This is a genomic window from Kineothrix sp. MSJ-39 (genome assembly GCF_018917935.1).
GTDB lineage: Bacteria > Bacillota > Clostridia > Lachnospirales > Lachnospiraceae > CAG-194.
This window is the reverse complement of record NZ_JAHLPN010000019.1, coordinates 1-18,087: the sequence shown is the minus strand read 5'-3', so window position 1 is coordinate 18,087 and position 18,087 is coordinate 1. Positions and strand designations below refer to the sequence as shown.

At 44.9% G+C, this 18,087-nt stretch carries 16 protein-coding genes, 1 tRNA gene and 1 rRNA gene; 3 read left to right on the top strand and 15 right to left on the bottom strand.

All coding sequences use genetic code 11. The features are described 5' to 3' along the window. Positions 1 to 6: 6 nt before the first annotated feature. Genes KQI22_RS11210 through KQI22_RS11200 form a run of 3 tightly spaced genes read right to left on the bottom strand, consistent with a single transcriptional unit; the run spans position 7 to position 2,658 of the window. A complete protein-coding gene (locus tag KQI22_RS11210; protein WP_216552368.1) occupies positions 7 to 327 on the bottom strand; it encodes a zf-HC2 domain-containing protein in 321 nt (106 codons plus the stop codon). A gap of 41 nt (positions 328 to 368) precedes the next feature. After that, a complete protein-coding gene (locus KQI22_RS11205; protein WP_253293614.1) occupies positions 369 to 1,733 on the bottom strand; it encodes an MATE family efflux transporter in 1,365 nt (454 codons plus the stop codon). A 49-nt stretch (positions 1,734 to 1,782) separates the two neighbouring features. Beyond that, positions 1,783 to 2,658: a LysR family transcriptional regulator gene (locus tag KQI22_RS11200; RefSeq protein WP_253293613.1), complete on the bottom strand. Its 876-nt coding sequence runs from the start codon at positions 2,656 to 2,658 to the stop codon at positions 1,783 to 1,785. A 94-nt stretch (positions 2,659 to 2,752) separates the two neighbouring features. Between KQI22_RS11200 and KQI22_RS11195 the strand changes: the two genes are divergently transcribed. Continuing rightward, positions 2,753 to 4,105, top strand: a complete 1,353-nt coding sequence (locus tag KQI22_RS11195; protein WP_216552366.1) for an MATE family efflux transporter — start codon at positions 2,753 to 2,755, stop codon at positions 4,103 to 4,105. On the opposite strand, the gene KQI22_RS11190 is transcribed toward KQI22_RS11195, so the two are convergent. Continuing rightward, positions 4,065 to 4,466 (bottom strand): C-GCAxxG-C-C family protein, encoded by a 402-nt coding sequence (locus KQI22_RS11190; RefSeq protein WP_216552364.1) that lies wholly within the window; start codon positions 4,464 to 4,466, stop codon positions 4,065 to 4,067. The two genes, KQI22_RS11195 and KQI22_RS11190, sit on opposite strands and share 41 nt — an antisense overlap. A gap of 199 nt (positions 4,467 to 4,665) precedes the next feature. Here KQI22_RS11190 and KQI22_RS11185 point away from each other — a divergent pair, with 199 nt between their 5' ends. Both KQI22_RS11185 and KQI22_RS11180 read left to right on the top strand, forming a co-directional pair. Next, a complete protein-coding gene (locus tag KQI22_RS11185) occupies positions 4,666 to 5,589 on the top strand; it encodes an alpha/beta hydrolase (protein WP_216552362.1) in 924 nt (307 codons plus the stop codon). Beyond that, entirely contained in the window at positions 5,576 to 7,657 is a 2,082-nt protein-coding gene (locus tag KQI22_RS11180; protein ID WP_216552360.1) for a methyl-accepting chemotaxis protein, read from the top strand. Before KQI22_RS11185 ends, KQI22_RS11180 begins: the two co-directional genes overlap by 14 nt. 89 nt (positions 7,658 to 7,746) lie before the next feature. Here KQI22_RS11180 and KQI22_RS11175 read toward each other — a convergent pair. The 11 genes from KQI22_RS11175 to KQI22_RS11125 form a co-directional block, all read right to left on the bottom strand. Then, positions 7,747 to 7,829, bottom strand: a tRNA-Leu gene (locus tag KQI22_RS11175). Between the two features lie 110 nt (positions 7,830 to 7,939). Next, on the bottom strand, positions 7,940 to 9,211 hold the full coding sequence (locus KQI22_RS11170) for a diaminopimelate decarboxylase (protein ID WP_216552358.1): 1,272 nt from the start codon (positions 9,209 to 9,211) through the stop codon (positions 7,940 to 7,942). A gap of 30 nt (positions 9,212 to 9,241) precedes the next feature. Next, positions 9,242 to 10,228 carry a diaminopimelate dehydrogenase gene (locus KQI22_RS11165; protein ID WP_216552356.1) on the bottom strand — a complete coding sequence of 329 codons (987 nt, stop codon included), beginning with the start codon at positions 10,226 to 10,228 and terminating at the stop codon, positions 9,242 to 9,244. 33 nt (positions 10,229 to 10,261) lie between these two features. Beyond that, a complete protein-coding gene (locus KQI22_RS11160; protein ID WP_216552340.1) occupies positions 10,262 to 10,972 on the bottom strand; it encodes a TrmB family transcriptional regulator in 711 nt (236 codons plus the stop codon). A 96-nt stretch (positions 10,973 to 11,068) separates the two neighbouring features. Then, positions 11,069 to 11,743, bottom strand: coding sequence for a uracil-DNA glycosylase (locus tag KQI22_RS11155; protein ID WP_216552338.1), 675 nt, complete (start codon positions 11,741 to 11,743; stop codon positions 11,069 to 11,071). Positions 11,744 to 11,776: 33 nt separating this feature from the next. Next, positions 11,777 to 12,532, bottom strand: a complete 756-nt coding sequence (gene hisF / locus KQI22_RS11150; protein ID WP_216552336.1) for an imidazole glycerol phosphate synthase subunit HisF — start codon at positions 12,530 to 12,532, stop codon at positions 11,777 to 11,779. 1 nt (position 12,533) lies between these two features. Then, positions 12,534 to 13,154, bottom strand: coding sequence for an imidazole glycerol phosphate synthase subunit HisH (gene hisH, locus KQI22_RS11145; protein WP_216552335.1), 621 nt, complete (start codon positions 13,152 to 13,154; stop codon positions 12,534 to 12,536). After that, positions 13,151 to 15,547 carry a hypothetical protein gene (locus KQI22_RS11140; RefSeq protein ID WP_216552333.1) on the bottom strand — a complete coding sequence of 799 codons (2,397 nt, stop codon included), beginning with the start codon at positions 15,545 to 15,547 and terminating at the stop codon, positions 13,151 to 13,153. The genes hisH and KQI22_RS11140 overlap by 4 nt, the downstream gene beginning before the upstream one ends. Next, positions 15,544 to 16,425, bottom strand: a complete 882-nt coding sequence (locus KQI22_RS11135; RefSeq protein WP_216552331.1) for a hypothetical protein — start codon at positions 16,423 to 16,425, stop codon at positions 15,544 to 15,546. Before KQI22_RS11135 ends, KQI22_RS11140 begins: the two co-directional genes overlap by 4 nt. A 203-nt stretch (positions 16,426 to 16,628) precedes the next feature. Beyond that, positions 16,629 to 17,522 carry a chemotaxis protein gene (locus KQI22_RS11130; RefSeq protein ID WP_022003319.1) on the bottom strand — a complete coding sequence of 298 codons (894 nt, stop codon included), beginning with the start codon at positions 17,520 to 17,522 and terminating at the stop codon, positions 16,629 to 16,631. 346 nt (positions 17,523 to 17,868) lie between these two features. Beyond that, positions 17,869 to 18,087: ribosomal RNA gene (locus tag KQI22_RS11125) — 23S ribosomal RNA — on the bottom strand; the annotation flags it as partial.

Below are 18,087 nucleotides of genomic sequence, written 5' to 3'. Positions count from 1 at the left end.
CTTCTTTCAAAGTAATGCGTAGGCAAACACACCTGCAATGATCAGTATTGCCAGAATTTCCAGTACTAATATGCCAAACCGAATCTTTCGGCGCAGCTTGTACTTCCTGACCGTCGTATGCATATATTCCGTCAGTTCCCGGTCAAGATCAAAAGTTTTTCCTTCCTCCAAGCGCGCAATACCCTCAGAAGAAAGATACTGGATCGTCAGCTCCTCCTTGCAGGATTCACAGCCTTCCACATGCTCTATAAATTGTATGAGTTCCCGCCCTGTCAGATCATTTGCCAGAAAGCGGGATATTCTTCGTTCTGTTTCTTTACAGTCCATAAAATCACCAGTTTTTATTATAACAAACCTGCCTACATACGTCAAAACCTGCCAAGGCTTTTAAAGCATTTTTTACGGATACAGAAATAAGCTGTCAGCATAGCTGTTCCCGTGATGATCCACGAGATCGGATAAATGATCATCAGCACACGGAAATCATGCACCATCCGACACGCTGTCGCGATCCATACAAGCCTGAGCAGACAGGAGCCGACACAGGTAATGATCGCCGGAAGCAGGGAATGTCCCAGTCCGCGCATGGCACCTGCGCTGATCTCATAGGTGGAGGTCAGAAGCTCCAGTGTCGTTGCGATCAGAAGTCGCTGCGCTGCAAATACCAGTACCGCTTCATCGGTTGTATACAGCCGCAGGAAAAATCCTCTGCCCAGTACAAAAATTGCAGAAAGCATACCGCAGAACAGAAGGGAAAACACCATATTCAACCGGAATATCTTTTTACATCTGTCCACTTCTCCCGCTCCGTAATTCTGGCTCGTGAAGGTAACGGTCGTCTGTGCAAATGCATTGACAATAAAATACGCGAAAAATTCGAAGTTCAGTGCAGCGGCACTTCCCGCTATCGCATTAGAGCCAAAGCTGTTGATCGCACTCTGGATACAGACATTGGCAATGGAAAACATCATTCCCTGCAGTCCCGCCGGAATACCGATCACCAGAATTTTCTTCAGTTCCTTTGGTACAATACTGAGTTGTTTCAATTCTACTCTGATCGGCTCTTTTTCATGCAGCAGAATGGATAACACGATCCCTGCACTGACCATATTGGAGATGACTGTTGCAATGGCAACACCGGAAACACCCAGCCCAAAGCCGATGACCAGTATCAGATTGAGGATCGTATTGATAATGCCCGCTGCGATCAGCGCATACAAAGGTCTTTTACTGTCCCCTGTACTTCGCAGGATAGATGCCCCAAAATCATAAAGCATGATGCAGGGCATACCAAGCAGATAGATCCGCAGATATAATACTGCCAGATCGATCACATCCTCCGGCGTTCCCATCAGAAGCAATACCGGTCTTGCGATCACCTGCCCGAGCAGGAGCACAAAAAAGCCGCACAAAACCGCTACAAGCATCGCCGTGTGGACTGCTGCCTTAATATTTTTCTCAGATCCCTGCCCGATATAATGTGCGATCACAACATTGGAGCCCAGCGATACCCCCAGAAATAAATTGATCATTAAAGAGATCAGGGAGCTGTTGCTGCCGACTGCTGCCAGTGCCTGACTGCTGGCAAACCGTCCGACCACCGCGGTGTCTACCGAATTAAACAACTGCTGCAAAATACTGCTTGCTGCCAGTGGCAGTGCAAATAATAATATTTTATTCCAAAGACTTCCGTGGATCATATCCATGGAATTGGATTTCTTCTCTTTCTGCATGAGATCTTCTATCCTTTCTCTCTCTGTATATCGGAATATCGGAAATTTCTTATTTTACTTCCGGTACCGTAACATATTGCAAAAATTTCTGCATGGCAGCAGAAACATTTTCACTTCGCATGGCGATCCCGATCTGCCGGTAAATCGGCTGATCCAGTGGTTTGATACAGATATCGTAAGGGATCCGCTGCAGGATCAGGCGTGGCAGAATGCTGATGCCGAATCCCTGCTCTACCATAGACATAATCGCATAATCATCCCATGTTGTAAACTTAATATGAGGTTTAAGTCCATTTTCCTGTAACAGCACGGATACATCATCATCGCCGCCCTTCTGCAGCAGCATAAATTCTGCACCGTCCAGTGCCTTTACCGGAAAACGTTCCACAGCCGCCAGCGGATGTGCTTTCGGCAATACAACCATCTGCTCATCTGCCGCCAGATGCATACTCACAAACTCCTTTCTGGTTGGCAGACGTAAAAAACCGCAATCCACACGTCCCTCTGCGATCCACTGCTCGATCTCCGAATAATCCCCTAAAAGCAGTTCATAATCGATCCCCGGATATTCTGCCTGAAAACTTCCGATCATTTTGGGCAGCCAGTGTGTTGCCACACTGGAAAATGTACCGATACGGATCAGCCCACTTTTCAGCCCACTGATCTGATCGATCTGCTCCTGCATCTTATAATACTCTCGGCAAAGCTGCTGGGCATAAGGAAGAAGCCGCATGCCATCGGAAGTCAGGCGGACACCCGCTCGGTCCCGTTCCAGCAGGGTAATGTTCCATTCCCGTTCCAGATCCTGCAGCATACGGCTGATTCCGGACTGCGAATAGGAAAGTGCCTGCGCAGCCTTTGACAGGCTGCCCAGCTCCACTGTTTTGACAAAAGCTATGTATTTTTGTAAATTCGCCTCGATCATATATTACAATTCCTCATATTATCTATGCCATATATTCGCTTTTCAAATAGTTCTGCACAAGGTATTCTAGCACAGGAAAGGAAGGTGTACAAGAATGAGCATTTCTGAAAACAAAGAGATTGATATGTTACATGGTCCCTTATTATATAAACTGATACAATTTGCCATCCCCATCGCTCTCAGCAGTATGCTGCAGCAATTATTCAATGCGGCCGATACAGCTGTTGTCGGTCATTTTGCATCCGCGGGAGCACTTGCCGCCGTGGGAACCAACGGAGAACTGGTTGCCCTTTTAGTCAGTCTGTCCGCCGGGCTTTCTGTTGGTGTGAATGTTCTGATCGCGCGCCAGATCGGTCTTGGCAGATCTGACGGAATCAGACATGCTGTCCATACCGCCATCCTGCTCTCTGTCCTGATCGGTATGATTGGACTGCTTCCGGGCATTGTCAGTGCACGCTCTGTTCTTTTGCTGATCCATACGCCTGCGGATATTTTGAAAGATGCCACGCTGTATCTGCAGCTTTATTACCTTGGTTATCCGTTTTTACTCATCTATGATTTTGCTGCTGCCATTCTGCGTGCCAGAGGAGACAGCCGTCGTCCCTTTTGGATCCTCGCGCTGTCCGGTCTGTTAAACGTGATTCTGAATCTGATCTTTGTGATCTTTTTCCATATGGGGGTTGCGGGTGTTGCAATCGCAACAGACCTGGCCAATTTATTTGCAGCCTGCAGTCTGCTCTTTCTGCTGACCAAAGAACCGGATGAATTTCATTTGCAGTTTTCCGCACTTCGTCTGCAGCTGGCTGACATCCGCGCTATTCTCGCAGTCGGTATCCCGGCGGCTTTGCAGGGTGCTGTTTTCTGCTTCGCCAATATTTTTTTACAGGCCTCCATCAACCGTTTCGGTGCTGTTGTGACTGCCGGTAATGCCATCGCCATGAACTTCGAATATTTTGGTTACTATGTAATCACTGCCTTCGGTCAGACTGCTACCACCTTTACCAGCCAGAATCATGCTGCCGGACTGCCCGACAGAGCTAAAAAAGTATTGCTCTACTGTCTGCTATGTTCGATTCTGTTCAGCGGACTGATCACAATACCTCTTACCCTATTCCGCGGACAGGCAAGCAGCCTCTTTTCAGGCGATCCCGATGTAATCGCTTCTGCCTGTGTACGGATCCTCTGTATTCTGAGCGTGGAACCAATGTGCAGCCTGTATGAAACACCCGCAGGTTTTCTGCGTGGACTGGGACATTCCTCCCTTCCTGCTGCTCTGACGATCCTTGGCACCTGTCTTCTACGGATCCTCTGGGTTCTGTTTGTTTTTCCGCATACAAAGACACTGGAAAGCCTGTTTTTTGTCTGGCCTCTGTCCTGGATCGTTACGTCTGTTCTGATGCTGGCCGCTACTTTTCTGATTCACCTACAAGTTCGTCGATCAGCGTAATCGCTTCCCGGATCATACCATCGCAGTGCTCTTTTTTGTTGCCGCCGCGCTCTGCATTTGCCTTTAAAAGCAGCTTGCAGTCCGTCATGCCGTCATGATTTTCTGCAATCCGCCGGCGGAATTCCCCAATTTTAGCAGGGGATTCGATTCCTTTGCCTCCAAGCACCAAAAGTCCGCTTGTAATCACGCCGCATGTTCCGCCGCATTTCATACCGCCGCCAAAGTTGCTGCCCAGCTTTTCCGCCTGCTCCGGCGACAGTCCCAGTTCCTTTGCATACACCCGCATGATCGTCTGCGCGCAGTTGCATACCATCGGTTGTTCATTTCTGATTGTCATTGCTTCTTCTATATGTTTGTTCATTTTTCATTTCTCCTTTGTTTTCCCTTATTTTTTCGTTCACGGGCACATTATATTTCATGCCATATATAATGTTATTATACTCGATTTTCCGGATTCTTTCCATTGCCTAAAAAATTTGTTGAATACCGTCGAGAAATAGCCTATTATAATAGGTAGGCATGATTTTGCTTATCAGCATATAAAATGAGGTTTTTGCAACATGAGTCAATTTATGAAACAGGCTTTTTATAAACAACGGGCAGATTTTCAGAAATCTCTCCCGGCGCGTGATAAAAAATACACGCTTTGCAGCGGTGTTACCGAGCTGCGGGATATCCCTTATGCAGAAGACGGGCTGACGGCTCACAGGCTTGATCTGTATCTGCCCGAAGCTGCAGCGGATCAGAAACTTCCCGTGATCTTGAACGTGCACGGCGGTGGACTGTTACTTGGCTGCAAGGAGTTTAACCGTTACTTCTGTGCCAAGCTCAGTAAGCTGGGCTATCTGGTTTACAGCATTGAGTACAGACTCGTTCCCGACTGTTTGTTTTTTGACCAGTGCAACGATGTTTTTCTTGCTATGGAATATATACGAAAGGATCTTGCCAAAAGAGGACTTTCGCAGCAGATCTATGCAGTCGGTGACAGTGGCGGTGCATGCCTGTTGACTTATTGTGCATCAATGCAGAACAGCCAAAAAGTAGCTGCTGCTGCGCATGTAACTCCATCTGTCCTTCCTATACAGGCACTTGGGCTGATCAGTGGTATGTTTTACACCAATAAACGGGACAAGATAGGACTTTTCCTGCCTTCCTATTTATATGGAAAGGGCTATAAAAAAGGAGCCTTCGCTCCCTATGTCAATCCGGAACATCCGGATATCCTGAAAGCACTTCCGCCCTGCTTTCTTGTCACAAGCGAAAATGACAATCTGCAGCATTATACCATGCAGTATGAAAAGGCAATGGTCCGTCAGGGTGTTACCCACAGCTTACTGAACTTTCCGAAGAAGAAAGAACTGACACATGCATTTTCCGTCTTTGAACCGGATTTAAAGGAAAGTGACGAAACGATCAAAGCCATTTCAGACTATTTCAAGAAATTGTCTGCCACACAACATGGAGGTACCTATGAATTACGATGAATCTGTTTTTAAGGAAAAAGCCAACCGGAGGGCACGTAAGATCTGGCTGGTCTTTGCTATCCTGCTTTCCGCCAACTATGGAAGCGATGTTGCAAACGGGCTGCGGACTACCCCTTACTATTTTGTTTTCCTGCTGCTCTGCTGGCTTCCGATCCTCATCGGAGAGATCCTGCTGCGGGTCAAAGGTTTTACAACAGAGCTTTACAAATACAATCTGGTCATCGGCTATGGTATCTTTTATACCTACGTTGTCAGTACGACGGAATCTCCGATCGCGTTTACCTATATTCTTCCGGTAACAAGCCTTCTGGTTTTGTATAAAAACAAGAAATTTATGGTTACCTGTGGTATTGCAAACTCTCTGATCATCATAGGAAGCGCAGCTTACCGGATCATGATCGGTTATAATTCCGCCACCAATATGAAAGATTATCAGTTAGAGTTTTCCTGTATCGTTCTGTGCTATATCTGCTATGTCATGTCCATCAAGCATCTGAACGAATCGGACGGTGCCATGACAGACAGCATCAAAGCAGATCTGAAACGCGTGATCACGACTGTCGAACAGGTCAAACAGGCATGTAACTCGATCATGGACGGTATCACTGTCGTACGTGAACTTGCCTCCGAAAATACACATGGAGCCAGCATCGTTGTAAACAGTCTGCACAAGCTGCAGGATAATAATGTTGTGCTGCAGGACAGCACCAATTCTTCCAACGATATGACAACGGATATCCGTTCCCAGGTCAATCATGTGGCAGACATGATCGAGCAGATGGTAACTCTGACCGCTACTTCCGAAAAGCATGCACAGGTCAGCTCTACAGATTTGGAAAATCTCGTTGCCACCACCAATACAATGGCACAGCTTTCCGGTGAGATCGAACAGACTCTGCAGAACTTTAAAGATGATTTTGCAATGGTAAAGAAAGAAACCGGAACGATTGAAAATATTTCTAACCAGACCAATCTTCTGGCACTGAATGCTTCGATCGAAGCCGCCAGAGCCGGTGATGCAGGACGTGGATTTGCTGTTGTTGCAGACCAGATTCGTTCTTTAAGTAATGAAACCAAAACTTCCTCCGGTCAGATCTGGCAGGCTCTTACGCATCTGGAAGAAACTTCCGACAAGATGACAGCCGCTATGGAAGAAACCTTAAAACTTATTCAGCTCACCCTTGACAAAGTTACACTTGCCGGTCATAACATCACGCAGATCGCTTCCGATGCAGAACAGCTTGGTGACAACATTCAGGTGATCGACACTGCCATGAAGGAGGTCGAAACCTCCAACCTGCATCTGGTCAACAACCTAAAGCAGGTTACACATATTGTATCCGACATGACAGACCGTATTGCCGATTCGAATGAGATCAGCAATCGTATGGTGAGCAAATACACAGAATCGGCCGAAAATATTGATTCCATCGAAAAGGTGATCGAAGCACTGATGTGTGAGCTCGGTATTGGCGGTTTCATGGGAACAGAGGATATCAAGCCGGGGATGAAGCTGACCGTGTTCCTTGGTGATCACACAAGTTACCACGGCGAGATCATCGCACAGAACGATAATACTTTGACGGTCTCCCTTCCTGCATCCGTACAGTTATCGGATCCTGCTGAGTGTAAGCTGCAGGTAACGGTTGGTAATGTCCTGTATTGCTGGAACCGCGCAAAACTTACTCCATCTGCCGGAAAAGACAGCGCCGCTTATACGATCCAGATTGAATCCCGTCCGAAGATCAACAACCGCCGGAAATATCCACGTATGGATCTGACGAACCGCTGCAGTATTACAGTCATAGGGAAAGACAAAGTGATCGAAGGGCAGCTGGATAACATCAGTGCCAACGGTTTCGCTTTCCTGACACATGATGATTACTTTGCAAAGCATAAAGATATCACTGTTTCTGTCAAGATCCATGATTTTGATCTGCCAAAGCATGATATTGTAGAAGGACATACGATCCGCTGCTCAGACAACGAAGGGCTGTACATTGTAGGCTGTCAGATGCCTGAGGACAACTTCTTCATCCGGGATTATGTAAAAGAACATTTGGAATAAACAATAGAAAAGGCAACAAAAAACCTCGCTTCGAAACGAAGCGAGGCTTTTTCTTAAATTATCATATCCTACAGATGTGATACATTTACTGCCGGTGGCGGGACTTGAACCCGCACGGGCGTACACCCAACAGATTTTGAGTCTGCATCGTCTGCCATTCCGACACACCGGCTTATCTTCGGCTGTTTTCCAACAGCCGAATTATAGTTTAGCATATCTACGATAGATTTTCAAGACCCATCTGAAAATCACAGCAATTCTGTACTTTCAGTATTTCAATCATTAAAATCCGAATTTTTTATAAATCGGGAAGCAATCAAAGGTTGCAAAGTAATCTTTTGGCTCTTCCGCACGACGGATAAGCTGTACACTGCCATCCTCTTTCAGCAAGAGCTCTGCTGATTTCAGCTTACCGTTATAATTGTAACCCATTGCAAATCCATGTGCTCCGGTATCGTGGATCACCAGATAATCTCCCATATCGATCTTTGGCAGATTTCTGTCGATCGCGAACTTATCATTATTTTCACACAGAGAACCTGTGACATCATATACATGATCACAAGGTTCATTTTCCTTGCCCAGTACTGTAATGTGATGATACGCACCATACATAGCCGGACGCATCAGGTTGACTGCACAGGCATCCACTCCGATGTACTCCTTATACGTATGCTTTTCATGAATCGCCTGTGTGACAAGTGCACCATACGGTCCCATCATGAAACGACCCATTTCCGTGTAGATCGCAACATCATCCATACCGGCTTTTCCTAATACTTCATCATATACCTTATGCACACCTTCGCCGATCACGCGGATATCATTCGGCTCTTTATCCGGTGTATATGGGATTCCAACACCACCGGACAGATTGATGAAGCAGATATGCGCACCTGTTTCTTTCTGCAGCTCTACTGCCAGTTCAAACAACTGCTTTGCCAGTATCGGATAGTACTCATTTGTTACTGTGTTGCTGGCAAGGAATGCATGAATACCAAAGTTCTTAACACCTTTTTCCTTTAAGATACGGAACCCTTCAAATAACTGCTCCTTTGTAAAACCATACTTGGAATCGCCCGGATTATCCATGATGCCATTACTCATCTGGAAAATGCCGCCCGGATTAAATCTGCAGGAAATAGTTTCCGGCAGCTTACCAAGTGTTTCTTCCAGACACGCAATATGCGTAAAATCATCTAAGTTGATCGTTGCTCCCAGCTTAGCTGCATATGCAAACTCTGCAGGCGGTGTATCATTTGAAGAAAACATGATATCTTTTCCTTCACAGCCGATCGCATTTGCAAGCATAAGTTCTGTCATGGAAGAACAATCACAGCCACAGCCGTATTCTCTCAGAATATCAATTAAAAACGGATTCGGCGTTGCTTTTACCGCAAAATATTCTTTAAATCCCGGATTCCATGAAAATGCTTCCTTCACTGCTTTTGCATTTTCTCTGATCCCCTTCTCATCGTAAATATGAAATGGTGTGGGATATGTTTTTGTGATCTCTTCGATCTGCTGTTTTGTTACAAAAGGTTTTTTATCCATTTTCTTCTCCTGACGCCTTTCTTATTTCTATTATAACAGATGTGCACGCAGTTCTTCACCGCTCATTGGGCTGAGGTAAGCCGGTGCTACATCAAATACCGTCTTGCAGCCCTTCATGCCTTCCTGTTTCATTCTGTACACGGCTCTTGCATATGCTACTAAAACAGATGCTGTAAATTCCGGATTGGAATCCAGCTTCAGACTGTATTCGATAATGTGATTATGTTCCTTATTAAGTCCTGTCTTGCCGCTGCGGATCACAAATCCACCATGCGGGATGCCACTGTGATCTCTTTTCAGTTCTTCTTCTGAAATAAAATGTACCGTTGTATCATAATCAGAGAAGTAGTTAGGCATTGTCTTGATATCCTGCTCGATCTGAGCAAGATCTGCGCCTTCTTCCGCTACCACAAAGCACTCTCTTGTATGCTTCTGTCTGGTAGTAAGCTCAGGATTACTTCCGCTTCTGACAGCCTCTAATGCCGCATCTACAGGAATTGTATACTGCTTACCATCTTTTACACCTTTTACACGACGGATTGCATCAGAATGTCCCTGGCTGACACCTTTTCCCCAGAATGTATAATCTTTTCCTTCCGGCAGGATAGATGCTGCATATAAGCGGTTCAAAGAGAACATACCCGGATCCCATCCTACAGAGATCATTGCAACATGTCCGTTAGCCTTTGCTACCTCATCCACATCTGCAAAATGCTGTGGAATATTGGCATGTGTATCAAAACTGTCAATTACATTAAAGTATTTTGCATATTCCGGTGTCTGCTTTGGCAGATCCGTTGCACTTCCGCCACAAAGCATCAACACATCGATCTTATCCTGAAACTCTGCGATCTGATCTACTTTGTATACTGAAACACCCTCTGTCTGAATTTTCACCTGCTGCGGATCTCTTCTTGTGAAAACTGCAACAAGCTCCATATCCTGATTCTGACGAATTGCACACTCAATTCCTCTTCCTAAATTTCCATACCCTAAAATACCAATTCTGACTGCCATAATATCCTCCTAATTGACATGATTTGCAGCTAACTATACGGAAGCTGTCTGCTTCTGCTGGTCTATCACATTCGTCAGGCGGATCTCATTACGCAATGCCTCTTTCAAAACACTGACCAGATTTTTCTGTCCGGAATACAGACAGGTATCAGACTCCTGTCCACTGTAATCGCCTGTCAGTACAAGCTTGGAATCCACGATCAGATGAATCTGCGCCTCTTTCTGATCCGAAAGATATATTGTGATACCTTCCGGTAACTCTACCTGTTTATCCGTCAGGATCACTACTTTGATCTGACGCATGACCAGCTTTTGCAGTTCCTCTTTCCAGAACGCAAGCTCCGTTGCAGCTAAAGACAGATAAATACGCTTTTCTGCTTTTCGCAGCATTGCATAGACCTTATCCTGAATATGCCGATAGCCTTCTATTGTGATATACCCTTCTGTTTCCTCTTCCACAGGAAGCAGATTGTTTTTCAGATAGCCCTCTGCCTCTTGCAGCAGACGCATTCTGTTCTCACAAAGTTCCTCCACAGGAGCGGCCAAATATTTATTTGCTGCCGCTTCCATTTTATAGGCTGCACCTTTTTCTACCAATCCTGCAAGCGCGCTGTACACATTTGATCTTGATATTCCTGTATCCTTCGCCACCTCATAACCGGTCAGCGGACCTGTCTGGTATAAGCAGATATAAATCGTCGCTTCCTGTCTGGTGAGTCCAAATAACATTAATTTTTCGATCATATGTCCTTCGCCCCTTGGTTAGTAGTTCTGTACAGGAACACTATAACACAATATTGCTATTTGTCAACCCTGCGGAGCCGATATTACTGATAAAATCTATCGATTCTCAATCTGCCAATCAATCGGCGTCAGCCCATTTTTCTCCAAAAATGCATTCGTCTGACTGAACGGCTTACTGCCAAAAAATCCTCTGTATGCAGATAACGGACTCGGATGCGGTGCCTCCAGAATCAGATGCTTTGGATTGTTCAGCATTTCCTTTTTGCGCTGCGCCGGACCTCCCCAGAGAATAAACACGATCGGTCTGTCCTGTTCATTCAATACCCGGATCGCTGCATTGGTAAATTCTTCCCAGCCGATCCCTCTGTGTGAATTTGCCTGATGCGCCCTGACGGTAAGTACTGTATTCAGCATCAGCACGCCCTGCTTTGCCCATTTCACCAGATATCCGTTATTTGGAATATAACAGCCCAGATCATCATGTAACTCTTTGTAAATATTCACAAGAGAAGGCGGAATCTCCACATCCGGTTTTACGGAAAAACAAAGACCATGCGCCTGTCCCACGTTGTGATACGGATCCTGCCCCAGGATCACCACCTTGACATCAGCAAGCGGTGTCAGTTCAAACGCACTGAACACTTCATTGGATGGCGGAAAGATCACATGCGTTGCATATTCTTCCTTTACCTTTTTATACAATTCTCTATAATACGGCTTTGCAAATTCCGGTGTAAGCGGTGCAAGCCAGTCATTACTGATCGCTGCCATTTTCCTATCTTCTTTCTTTATATAATCATTATTTTATAATCTGACCGGAACTCCGCGCTCTTTCAGATATTGCTTTACCTGCTTGATCTCCAGTTCTTTAAAGTGGAACAAAGAAGCAGCCAGTGCTGCATCCGCTTTTCCATCGGTCAATGCATCATAAAAATGCTCCAGTTTTCCCGCTCCACCGGAAGCGATCACAGGAATGGAAACATTTTCTGAGATCAGTCTTGTCAGTTCAATATCATAACCTGCTTTCGTACCATCACAGTCCATACTGGTCAGAAGGATCTCTCCCGCACCAAGCTCGTCTGCCTGCATTGCCCATTCTATGGCATCAATACCCATATCAACACGACCACCGTTTTTGAAAATATGATAGCCATCCGGTGTTTTCTTTGCATCAATCGCCACAACAACACACTGACTGCCAAATTTTTCTGCCGCTTCCGAGATCAGATGCGGATTCATGATTGCTGCGGAGTTCACGGAAACCTTGTCAGCTCCCTCTCTCAGGATTGCCTTAAAGTCGTCTACAGTTCGGATACCACCGCCTACCGTAAACGGGATAAACACCTGTTCCGCAACCTTGCGCACCATATCTGCCACTGTGCTGCGTTGATCAGAGGATGCAGTGATATCCAGAAATACGAGTTCATCTGCTCCTGCTGCATCGTAAGCCGCAGCTACCGCAACCGGATCACCCGCATCGATCAGATTCACAAAATTAACGCCCTTTACAACTCTTCCATTATTAACATCCAGACATGGGATAATTCGTTTTGTATGCATATCAGTTGCCCTCCCTGTTGATAGACAGGAAATTCTGTAGGATCTTCCTGCCGACTGCGGAACTTTTCTCCGGATGGAACTGGCATGCAAATACATTATCCTTCTCTACTGATGCATGGATCGTCACACCATATTCCGTCGTTGCTTTTACAATTTCTTCTTCCTCTGCCTGTAAATAATAGGAATGCACAAAATAAACATATGCATTTTCACTTAGCCCCCGGAACAATCTTCCCTCGTGCGGAAACGAAAGGGAATTCCATCCGATATGCGGAATTTTCAATCCCTTGTCATGTGGAATTGCCACAATTTTTCCCTTTAAGATTCCCAGACCTTCTACACCCGGTGTCTCATCACTGCTTTCAAACAAAAGCTGCAGTCCCAGACAAATGCCAAGAAATGGAGTTTTCTTCTCCACGATCTGATGGATCACATCTACCAGACCATAGGCATGTAATTTTTCCATTGCGTCTCCAAAAGCTCCAACCCCCGGCAATATTACTTTTTCTGCCAGCAATAAAATTTCGGGATCTCTGGTGATGACAACTTCTTCTCCAAGCGCAATAAGTGCATTTTCTACACTTCTGATATTGCCAGCATCATAATCGATTATTGCGATCATTCCATTTCCTCCTCCGGTAATATATCCTGCATCTGTGTCATATCTGCCGTATCACTGGCAGACTCTGTCTGTATGCCATCACTCAAACTGTCTGTTGGTGCTGTAGCATCTGCAGTTCCTGTCACAGCAGTACTTCCTGACTGCTGTGCATTGCTGTTTTTATGGCTCAGGCTTCCTGTCAGTTCTTCCAGCTTTACGGTATAGTCATAATCATCCAGTGCATTGATTTGTCTTACATCATCTTCCGTAAGCTGATACGTATCATATAATGTATTCAGAATCTGATACTTTACAGCATCTGTCTCTGTCGCAGCATCATATTCTGCAATGGCATCTGCTTCCTGTTGCCAGAACAAATAACCTGATAACAGACTATCAAGTGCCTCCACAGGCATCTGCAGTGCTGTATAAGTAGTATATGCATCATATCTTTGTTGCAAGGAAGCAACCAGCCTTGCTTTTTCATACAATCTCTGATCCTTTTTAGAAAGCTTCTTTCCTGTCATTTCTTCATAAGCAGCGCGGTATTCCTTCTTATAGAATGCATTTCTCGCATCTGCTGCAGTCCACACGGACGGAATAATTTCTACCACGATCAGCAATAATGCCAAAATAGAAAATGCCAGAATAAAGATACGCACTACCATTTTAATTGGAAGTTTTTTACTGTCTTCTTCCTTATCTGTTCCTTCTTTTGGTAATGCCTTCTTTTCTTTTTTCGGCTTCTTCTTATCCTTCTTCTTTTTCTTTCCCTTTTTTCCGTCCGCACCTTCTGCATCCAGTTCTTCTAAGATTCCCTGGTTGTCAGATGCATCCGTAACCTTCTTTTTCTTCTTCCCCTTCTTATCTTTTTTCTTCTTTTCGGGTTCCTGTTCTTCCTGTTTATCCTCTTCTTCGTCCTCTTCAAACAAGGCGTTTCCAAGTTTCTTCCAAAAACTTTCTTTCTTTTCTTTTTGATCTGAAACTTCCGCTACCTGCTCTCCCGCAGCTTCCTCCTGCTGTAAAAAGTCCTCTGCAGAAGTTCCTTCTTCTCCAAAAAGATCCTGCAAAAGATCATGTACATCTCCATCTGGCACAGGCTCGGTTTCTTCCCTGTCTGCCTCTGTTTCTCCTTCTGCAGCTGATTCCTCATCTGATATTTCGTCTACTGTCTGATCTGTATCTTCCTGCTTTTTCTTCTTTTTCCCAAAGAAAGAGAAAAGCCCTTTCTTCTTTTTGGCAGTCTTTCCCCCATTCTCTGCTTCATCCGAATCTGACTGTTCCGTACCTGCTCCTTCTGTCAGACCAGCCAACAGCTCATCCTGTTCTCCCGGCAGATCCAGTTCTTCACTCACCATCTCATGGTTATCGGATTTTCGCAATAGTTCCTCTATTTCATTGACTGCGTCATCTTCACCCTTACTTTCTTTAGGTTCTTCCTTTTCCCGGATCTCCTGTAAAAAGCTCATTGCATCCGGATCTGACAGATCAATTTCCATTTCTTCCTGCGGTGGCAGTTTTTCTGCTGTCGCAGTTTCTGACTGCTCCTCAGCATCTGATTCTGCCTGAGCTTCATCCTCATCTGTTTCCTGCTGTTCTTCCTCATCCGGTTCTGCCTGTATTTCTTTCAGCAATGCGGACAGCTCATCACTCATATTTGAATCTTCTACGTTTTCTACAGATTCCATTTCCGGCTCTGATTGCGGAATCTCTGCTACCTCTTCTTCGTTTCCCGCAATCTCTGTTTCTGGTTTCTCCTTCGGTTCTGGATCTGCTACGGATTCTGGTTCTACTGCAGGCTCCGATTCTACTGCCGGTTCCGGATCCCCCTGCATTTGTGCAAATAATGCCGCGATCTCATCCGGGCTCATCTTATGATTATCGTCTGCCGGTGTTGCAACAGACTCTTCCTTCGGGACTTCTACTACTGGTTCAGGTTCTACTACCGGTTCCGGCTGTTGGATCTGTGTTGCGTTTTCTTGATCTTTCACAGCCTCGTTCTCTGGCTCTGCTACTGTTTCCGCCGTCGGTTCTGGATCTCCCTGCATCTTGGCAAATAATGCCGCAATTTCATCCGGGCTCATCTTATGATTATCGTCCGCCGGTGCTGCAACAGACTCTTCCTTCGGGGCTTCTGCCACCGGTTCCGGCTGCTGAATCTGTGTTACGTTTTCTTGTTCTTCCACAGCCTCGTTTTCTGGCTCTGCTACTGTTTCCGCCGTCGGTTCCGAATCTCCCTGCATCTGTGCAAATAACGCTGCAATCTCATCCGGGCTCATCTTATGATTATCATCTGCTGGTGCTGCTTTGGTTTCTTCTTTTGGAACATCCGACTGTGCAGCTTTTGCATCAGGCTCATCCTGTCCCATTGTTGCCTGCAGAAGTCCATCTAAATATTCTTCTGTTGTGCTCATAAAACTGCCTCCCCCTCTTCCATATCCTTAAAAAACGAAACTGCCGATGCCTCTATTCCACATGATCTTTCTGCAATCTCGTGATTGATCTGATGAAATGTATGATGAATGCGATACAAAGAAGCCTTTTGATTGTAGTATACTGTTTTTTCAAAAGGCCAGCGAATAACAGACGGTAATGACATCCCTGCCCCCGCTTCTATCACGCACAGCTTCTTATTCACAGAACCCTGCAGCCATTTCATATACATCTGCCAGTTTCCAAGATATCCTTCTTCTCTGTAACGTGTTGCTTCTAATGTGTTAAAAAACAGCGGAGCACCACATTTCGGGCATATAAGCTTTGCTATCTCTTCCCGGCAATCATTGACCAGATCTGTCAATACGCATTCCTGCAGTTCTGTTTCTGAAACATCCTGCATTCTCTGCTGCAGTTTTTCTGAGAATGCCTGCATGATTGATTTCGCAATATACAATTCCTCCGTGCATCCATTTCTGCACTGCATACGCTGTACACTGCCACATGGATTCACACAGCGATCCATATCAAATCCCATCTGTGCTAAATACGGATCTATTGTAAGCGATACAATATAGTAATCTTTTCCTTCCAGAAGCTTCCGTAAATGTGCATACGCATTCTTCCACATATCCGGTATTTCCGTTATTTGATTATAATAAAAGGCTTCCAGATAAGGCACAATATCCCTGTACTGCTCTTGTGTTGCAGCAAATTTTAGTAAAGCAGCAAACACCGGATGGCTGTTTTCCATTGCTTTACAAATAACCTCATCTGTCAGAACCCATTCTTCTCCGAGTCCAACCAGTACACGATTCGCTTCCTGAACTGCATTTTTTATTTTTCCATAATATTGCATATTTACAAACTCCGCTTTTCTGATATTCAATGTCATAACAGAGCTAAGATACGCTCTGATTAAATCTCTCCATAACAGAGACGAGATACGCTCTGCGAATCTCACTCTGATTAGCGGTCGTCAAATGCACTGCATAAATGCGTGCATTTTCCTCGTCGCCATAACATAAAACAGGCTGGGAATTTTCCATCCCAGCCCCGTTACTAGTGTACCAAACTATCAATTACCCTTACCAGATTTCCGATTTCCGGCTTGGAAAGCTGTGCATCCGCACCTAATGATTCACCTTTCTTCTTCATATCTTCATTCACCAGAGATGAGAAAATAATGACCGGAATGTTCTTTGTCGCATCATCACTTTTAATCAGTTTAGTCAATCTGTGACCATCCATGATCGGCATCTCAATATCTGTAATAACGCATCTGACATGCTCATCCAGCGTGCCTTCTTCTTTACATTCACAGATCACATCCCATGCTTCCTGTCCGTTCTCTGTATGTATCAGGTTCTGATATCCTGCTTTCTTCAAGGAATCTACAATCAGTTTATTCAATAATGCCGAATCTTCTGCGATCAGGATTGGCACGTCATTTTTCTGTCTTACACCAAGTGCATCAACTTCCGCAGTCTTTAAGCCTGTCTCCGGGCTGATGTCTGTAATGATCTTTTCAAAGTCCAGAATAATGATCAGTTTATCATTAATCTTTACGATTCCGGTCGAAATACCATCCTCCGAATTGGATACTGTTGTACCCGGCTTTATAATCTCTGACCATGATACCCTGTGGATACCGATTACCTGATCTACATGAAATGCGATATCAAGTTTATTAAAGTTTGTAATAATGAATAATCCTTTTTCCTCTGACTGTCCCCTCTGCAAACAGTTCTTCAGATCGATCGCCGTGATCATTACATCACGCGGCATAAAAATACCTTCAATACTCGGATGTGCATTCGGTACAGGTGTTACCTTCTGATAAGGAATGATTTCCCTGATCTTTGCCACATTGATTCCATAGGAATTTCCATCCAGAATAAACTCTAAGATCTCTAATTCATTTGTTCCATTCTCTAATAAAATATTTGTATCCATTTTATCACCTCTCACGGACTTTGAAGCATTGCCTTGGCAATCATCAATATAGATAAATTATAACAAATATCGAATAAAATGTACACCTGATTTATTGAAATTATACAACAAAAAAGGATTCCATCTGGAATCCTCATTTGAAGTCATATCTTCAAAACCGAATACTGAAATCTTTCTTTACATCGTATGCAAACTCGTTTGACTAATTCTTTGATCGTTCATTGCTTACTTGATCTCTTTTGTCCATACTCTCATCATTTCTTGATGATTTCTGTTCTCTAACAAGCTTCGCTTGTTACTTGGCGGCAAGATCACTTCCCACTTCCGTGGGCCCCTTCTTGTCGCAAAGGATAAGCCCTCGACCTATTAGTACTTATCAGCTGAACATATTACTATGCTTACACCTTAAGCCTATCTACCTCATACTCTCTAAGGGGTCTTACTTGTTGGGATATCTCATCTTGAGGGGGGCTTCACGCTTAGATGCCTTCAGCGTTTATCCCTGCCAGACTTGGCTACTCTGCCATGGTGTTGGTCACCAACAGATACACCAGCGGTCTGTCCA

Excerpts from the sequence above, each read along its gene's own strand:
- KQI22_RS11210 (WP_216552368.1), bottom strand. The coding sequence starts at position 327 with ATGGACTGTAAAGAAACAGAACGAAGAATATCCCGCTTTCTGGCAAAT.
- KQI22_RS11205 (WP_253293614.1), bottom strand. The coding sequence starts at position 1,733 with ATGCAGAAAGAGAAGAAATCCAATTCCATGGATATGATCCACGGAAGT.
- KQI22_RS11200 (WP_253293613.1), bottom strand. The coding sequence starts at position 2,658 with ATGATCGAGGCGAATTTACAAAAATACATAGCTTTTGTCAAAACAGTG.
- KQI22_RS11195 (WP_216552366.1), top strand. The coding sequence starts at position 2,753 with ATGAGCATTTCTGAAAACAAAGAGATTGATATGTTACATGGTCCCTTA.
- KQI22_RS11190 (WP_216552364.1), bottom strand. The coding sequence starts at position 4,466 with ATGAACAAACATATAGAAGAAGCAATGACAATCAGAAATGAACAACCG.
- KQI22_RS11185 (WP_216552362.1), top strand. The coding sequence starts at position 4,666 with ATGAGTCAATTTATGAAACAGGCTTTTTATAAACAACGGGCAGATTTT.
- KQI22_RS11180 (WP_216552360.1), top strand. The coding sequence starts at position 5,576 with ATGAATTACGATGAATCTGTTTTTAAGGAAAAAGCCAACCGGAGGGCA.
- KQI22_RS11170 (WP_216552358.1), bottom strand. The coding sequence starts at position 9,211 with ATGGATAAAAAACCTTTTGTAACAAAACAGCAGATCGAAGAGATCACA.
- KQI22_RS11165 (WP_216552356.1), bottom strand. The coding sequence starts at position 10,228 with ATGGCAGTCAGAATTGGTATTTTAGGGTATGGAAATTTAGGAAGAGGA.
- KQI22_RS11160 (WP_216552340.1), bottom strand. The coding sequence starts at position 10,972 with ATGATCGAAAAATTAATGTTATTTGGACTCACCAGACAGGAAGCGACG.
- KQI22_RS11155 (WP_216552338.1), bottom strand. The coding sequence starts at position 11,743 with ATGGCAGCGATCAGTAATGACTGGCTTGCACCGCTTACACCGGAATTT.
- hisF (WP_216552336.1), bottom strand. The coding sequence starts at position 12,532 with ATGCATACAAAACGAATTATCCCATGTCTGGATGTTAATAATGGAAGA.
- hisH (WP_216552335.1), bottom strand. The coding sequence starts at position 13,154 with ATGATCGCAATAATCGATTATGATGCTGGCAATATCAGAAGTGTAGAA.
- KQI22_RS11140 (WP_216552333.1), bottom strand. The coding sequence starts at position 15,547 with ATGAGCACAACAGAAGAATATTTAGATGGACTTCTGCAGGCAACAATG.
- KQI22_RS11135 (WP_216552331.1), bottom strand. The coding sequence starts at position 16,425 with ATGCAATATTATGGAAAAATAAAAAATGCAGTTCAGGAAGCGAATCGT.
- KQI22_RS11130 (WP_022003319.1), bottom strand. The coding sequence starts at position 17,522 with ATGGATACAAATATTTTATTAGAGAATGGAACAAATGAATTAGAGATC.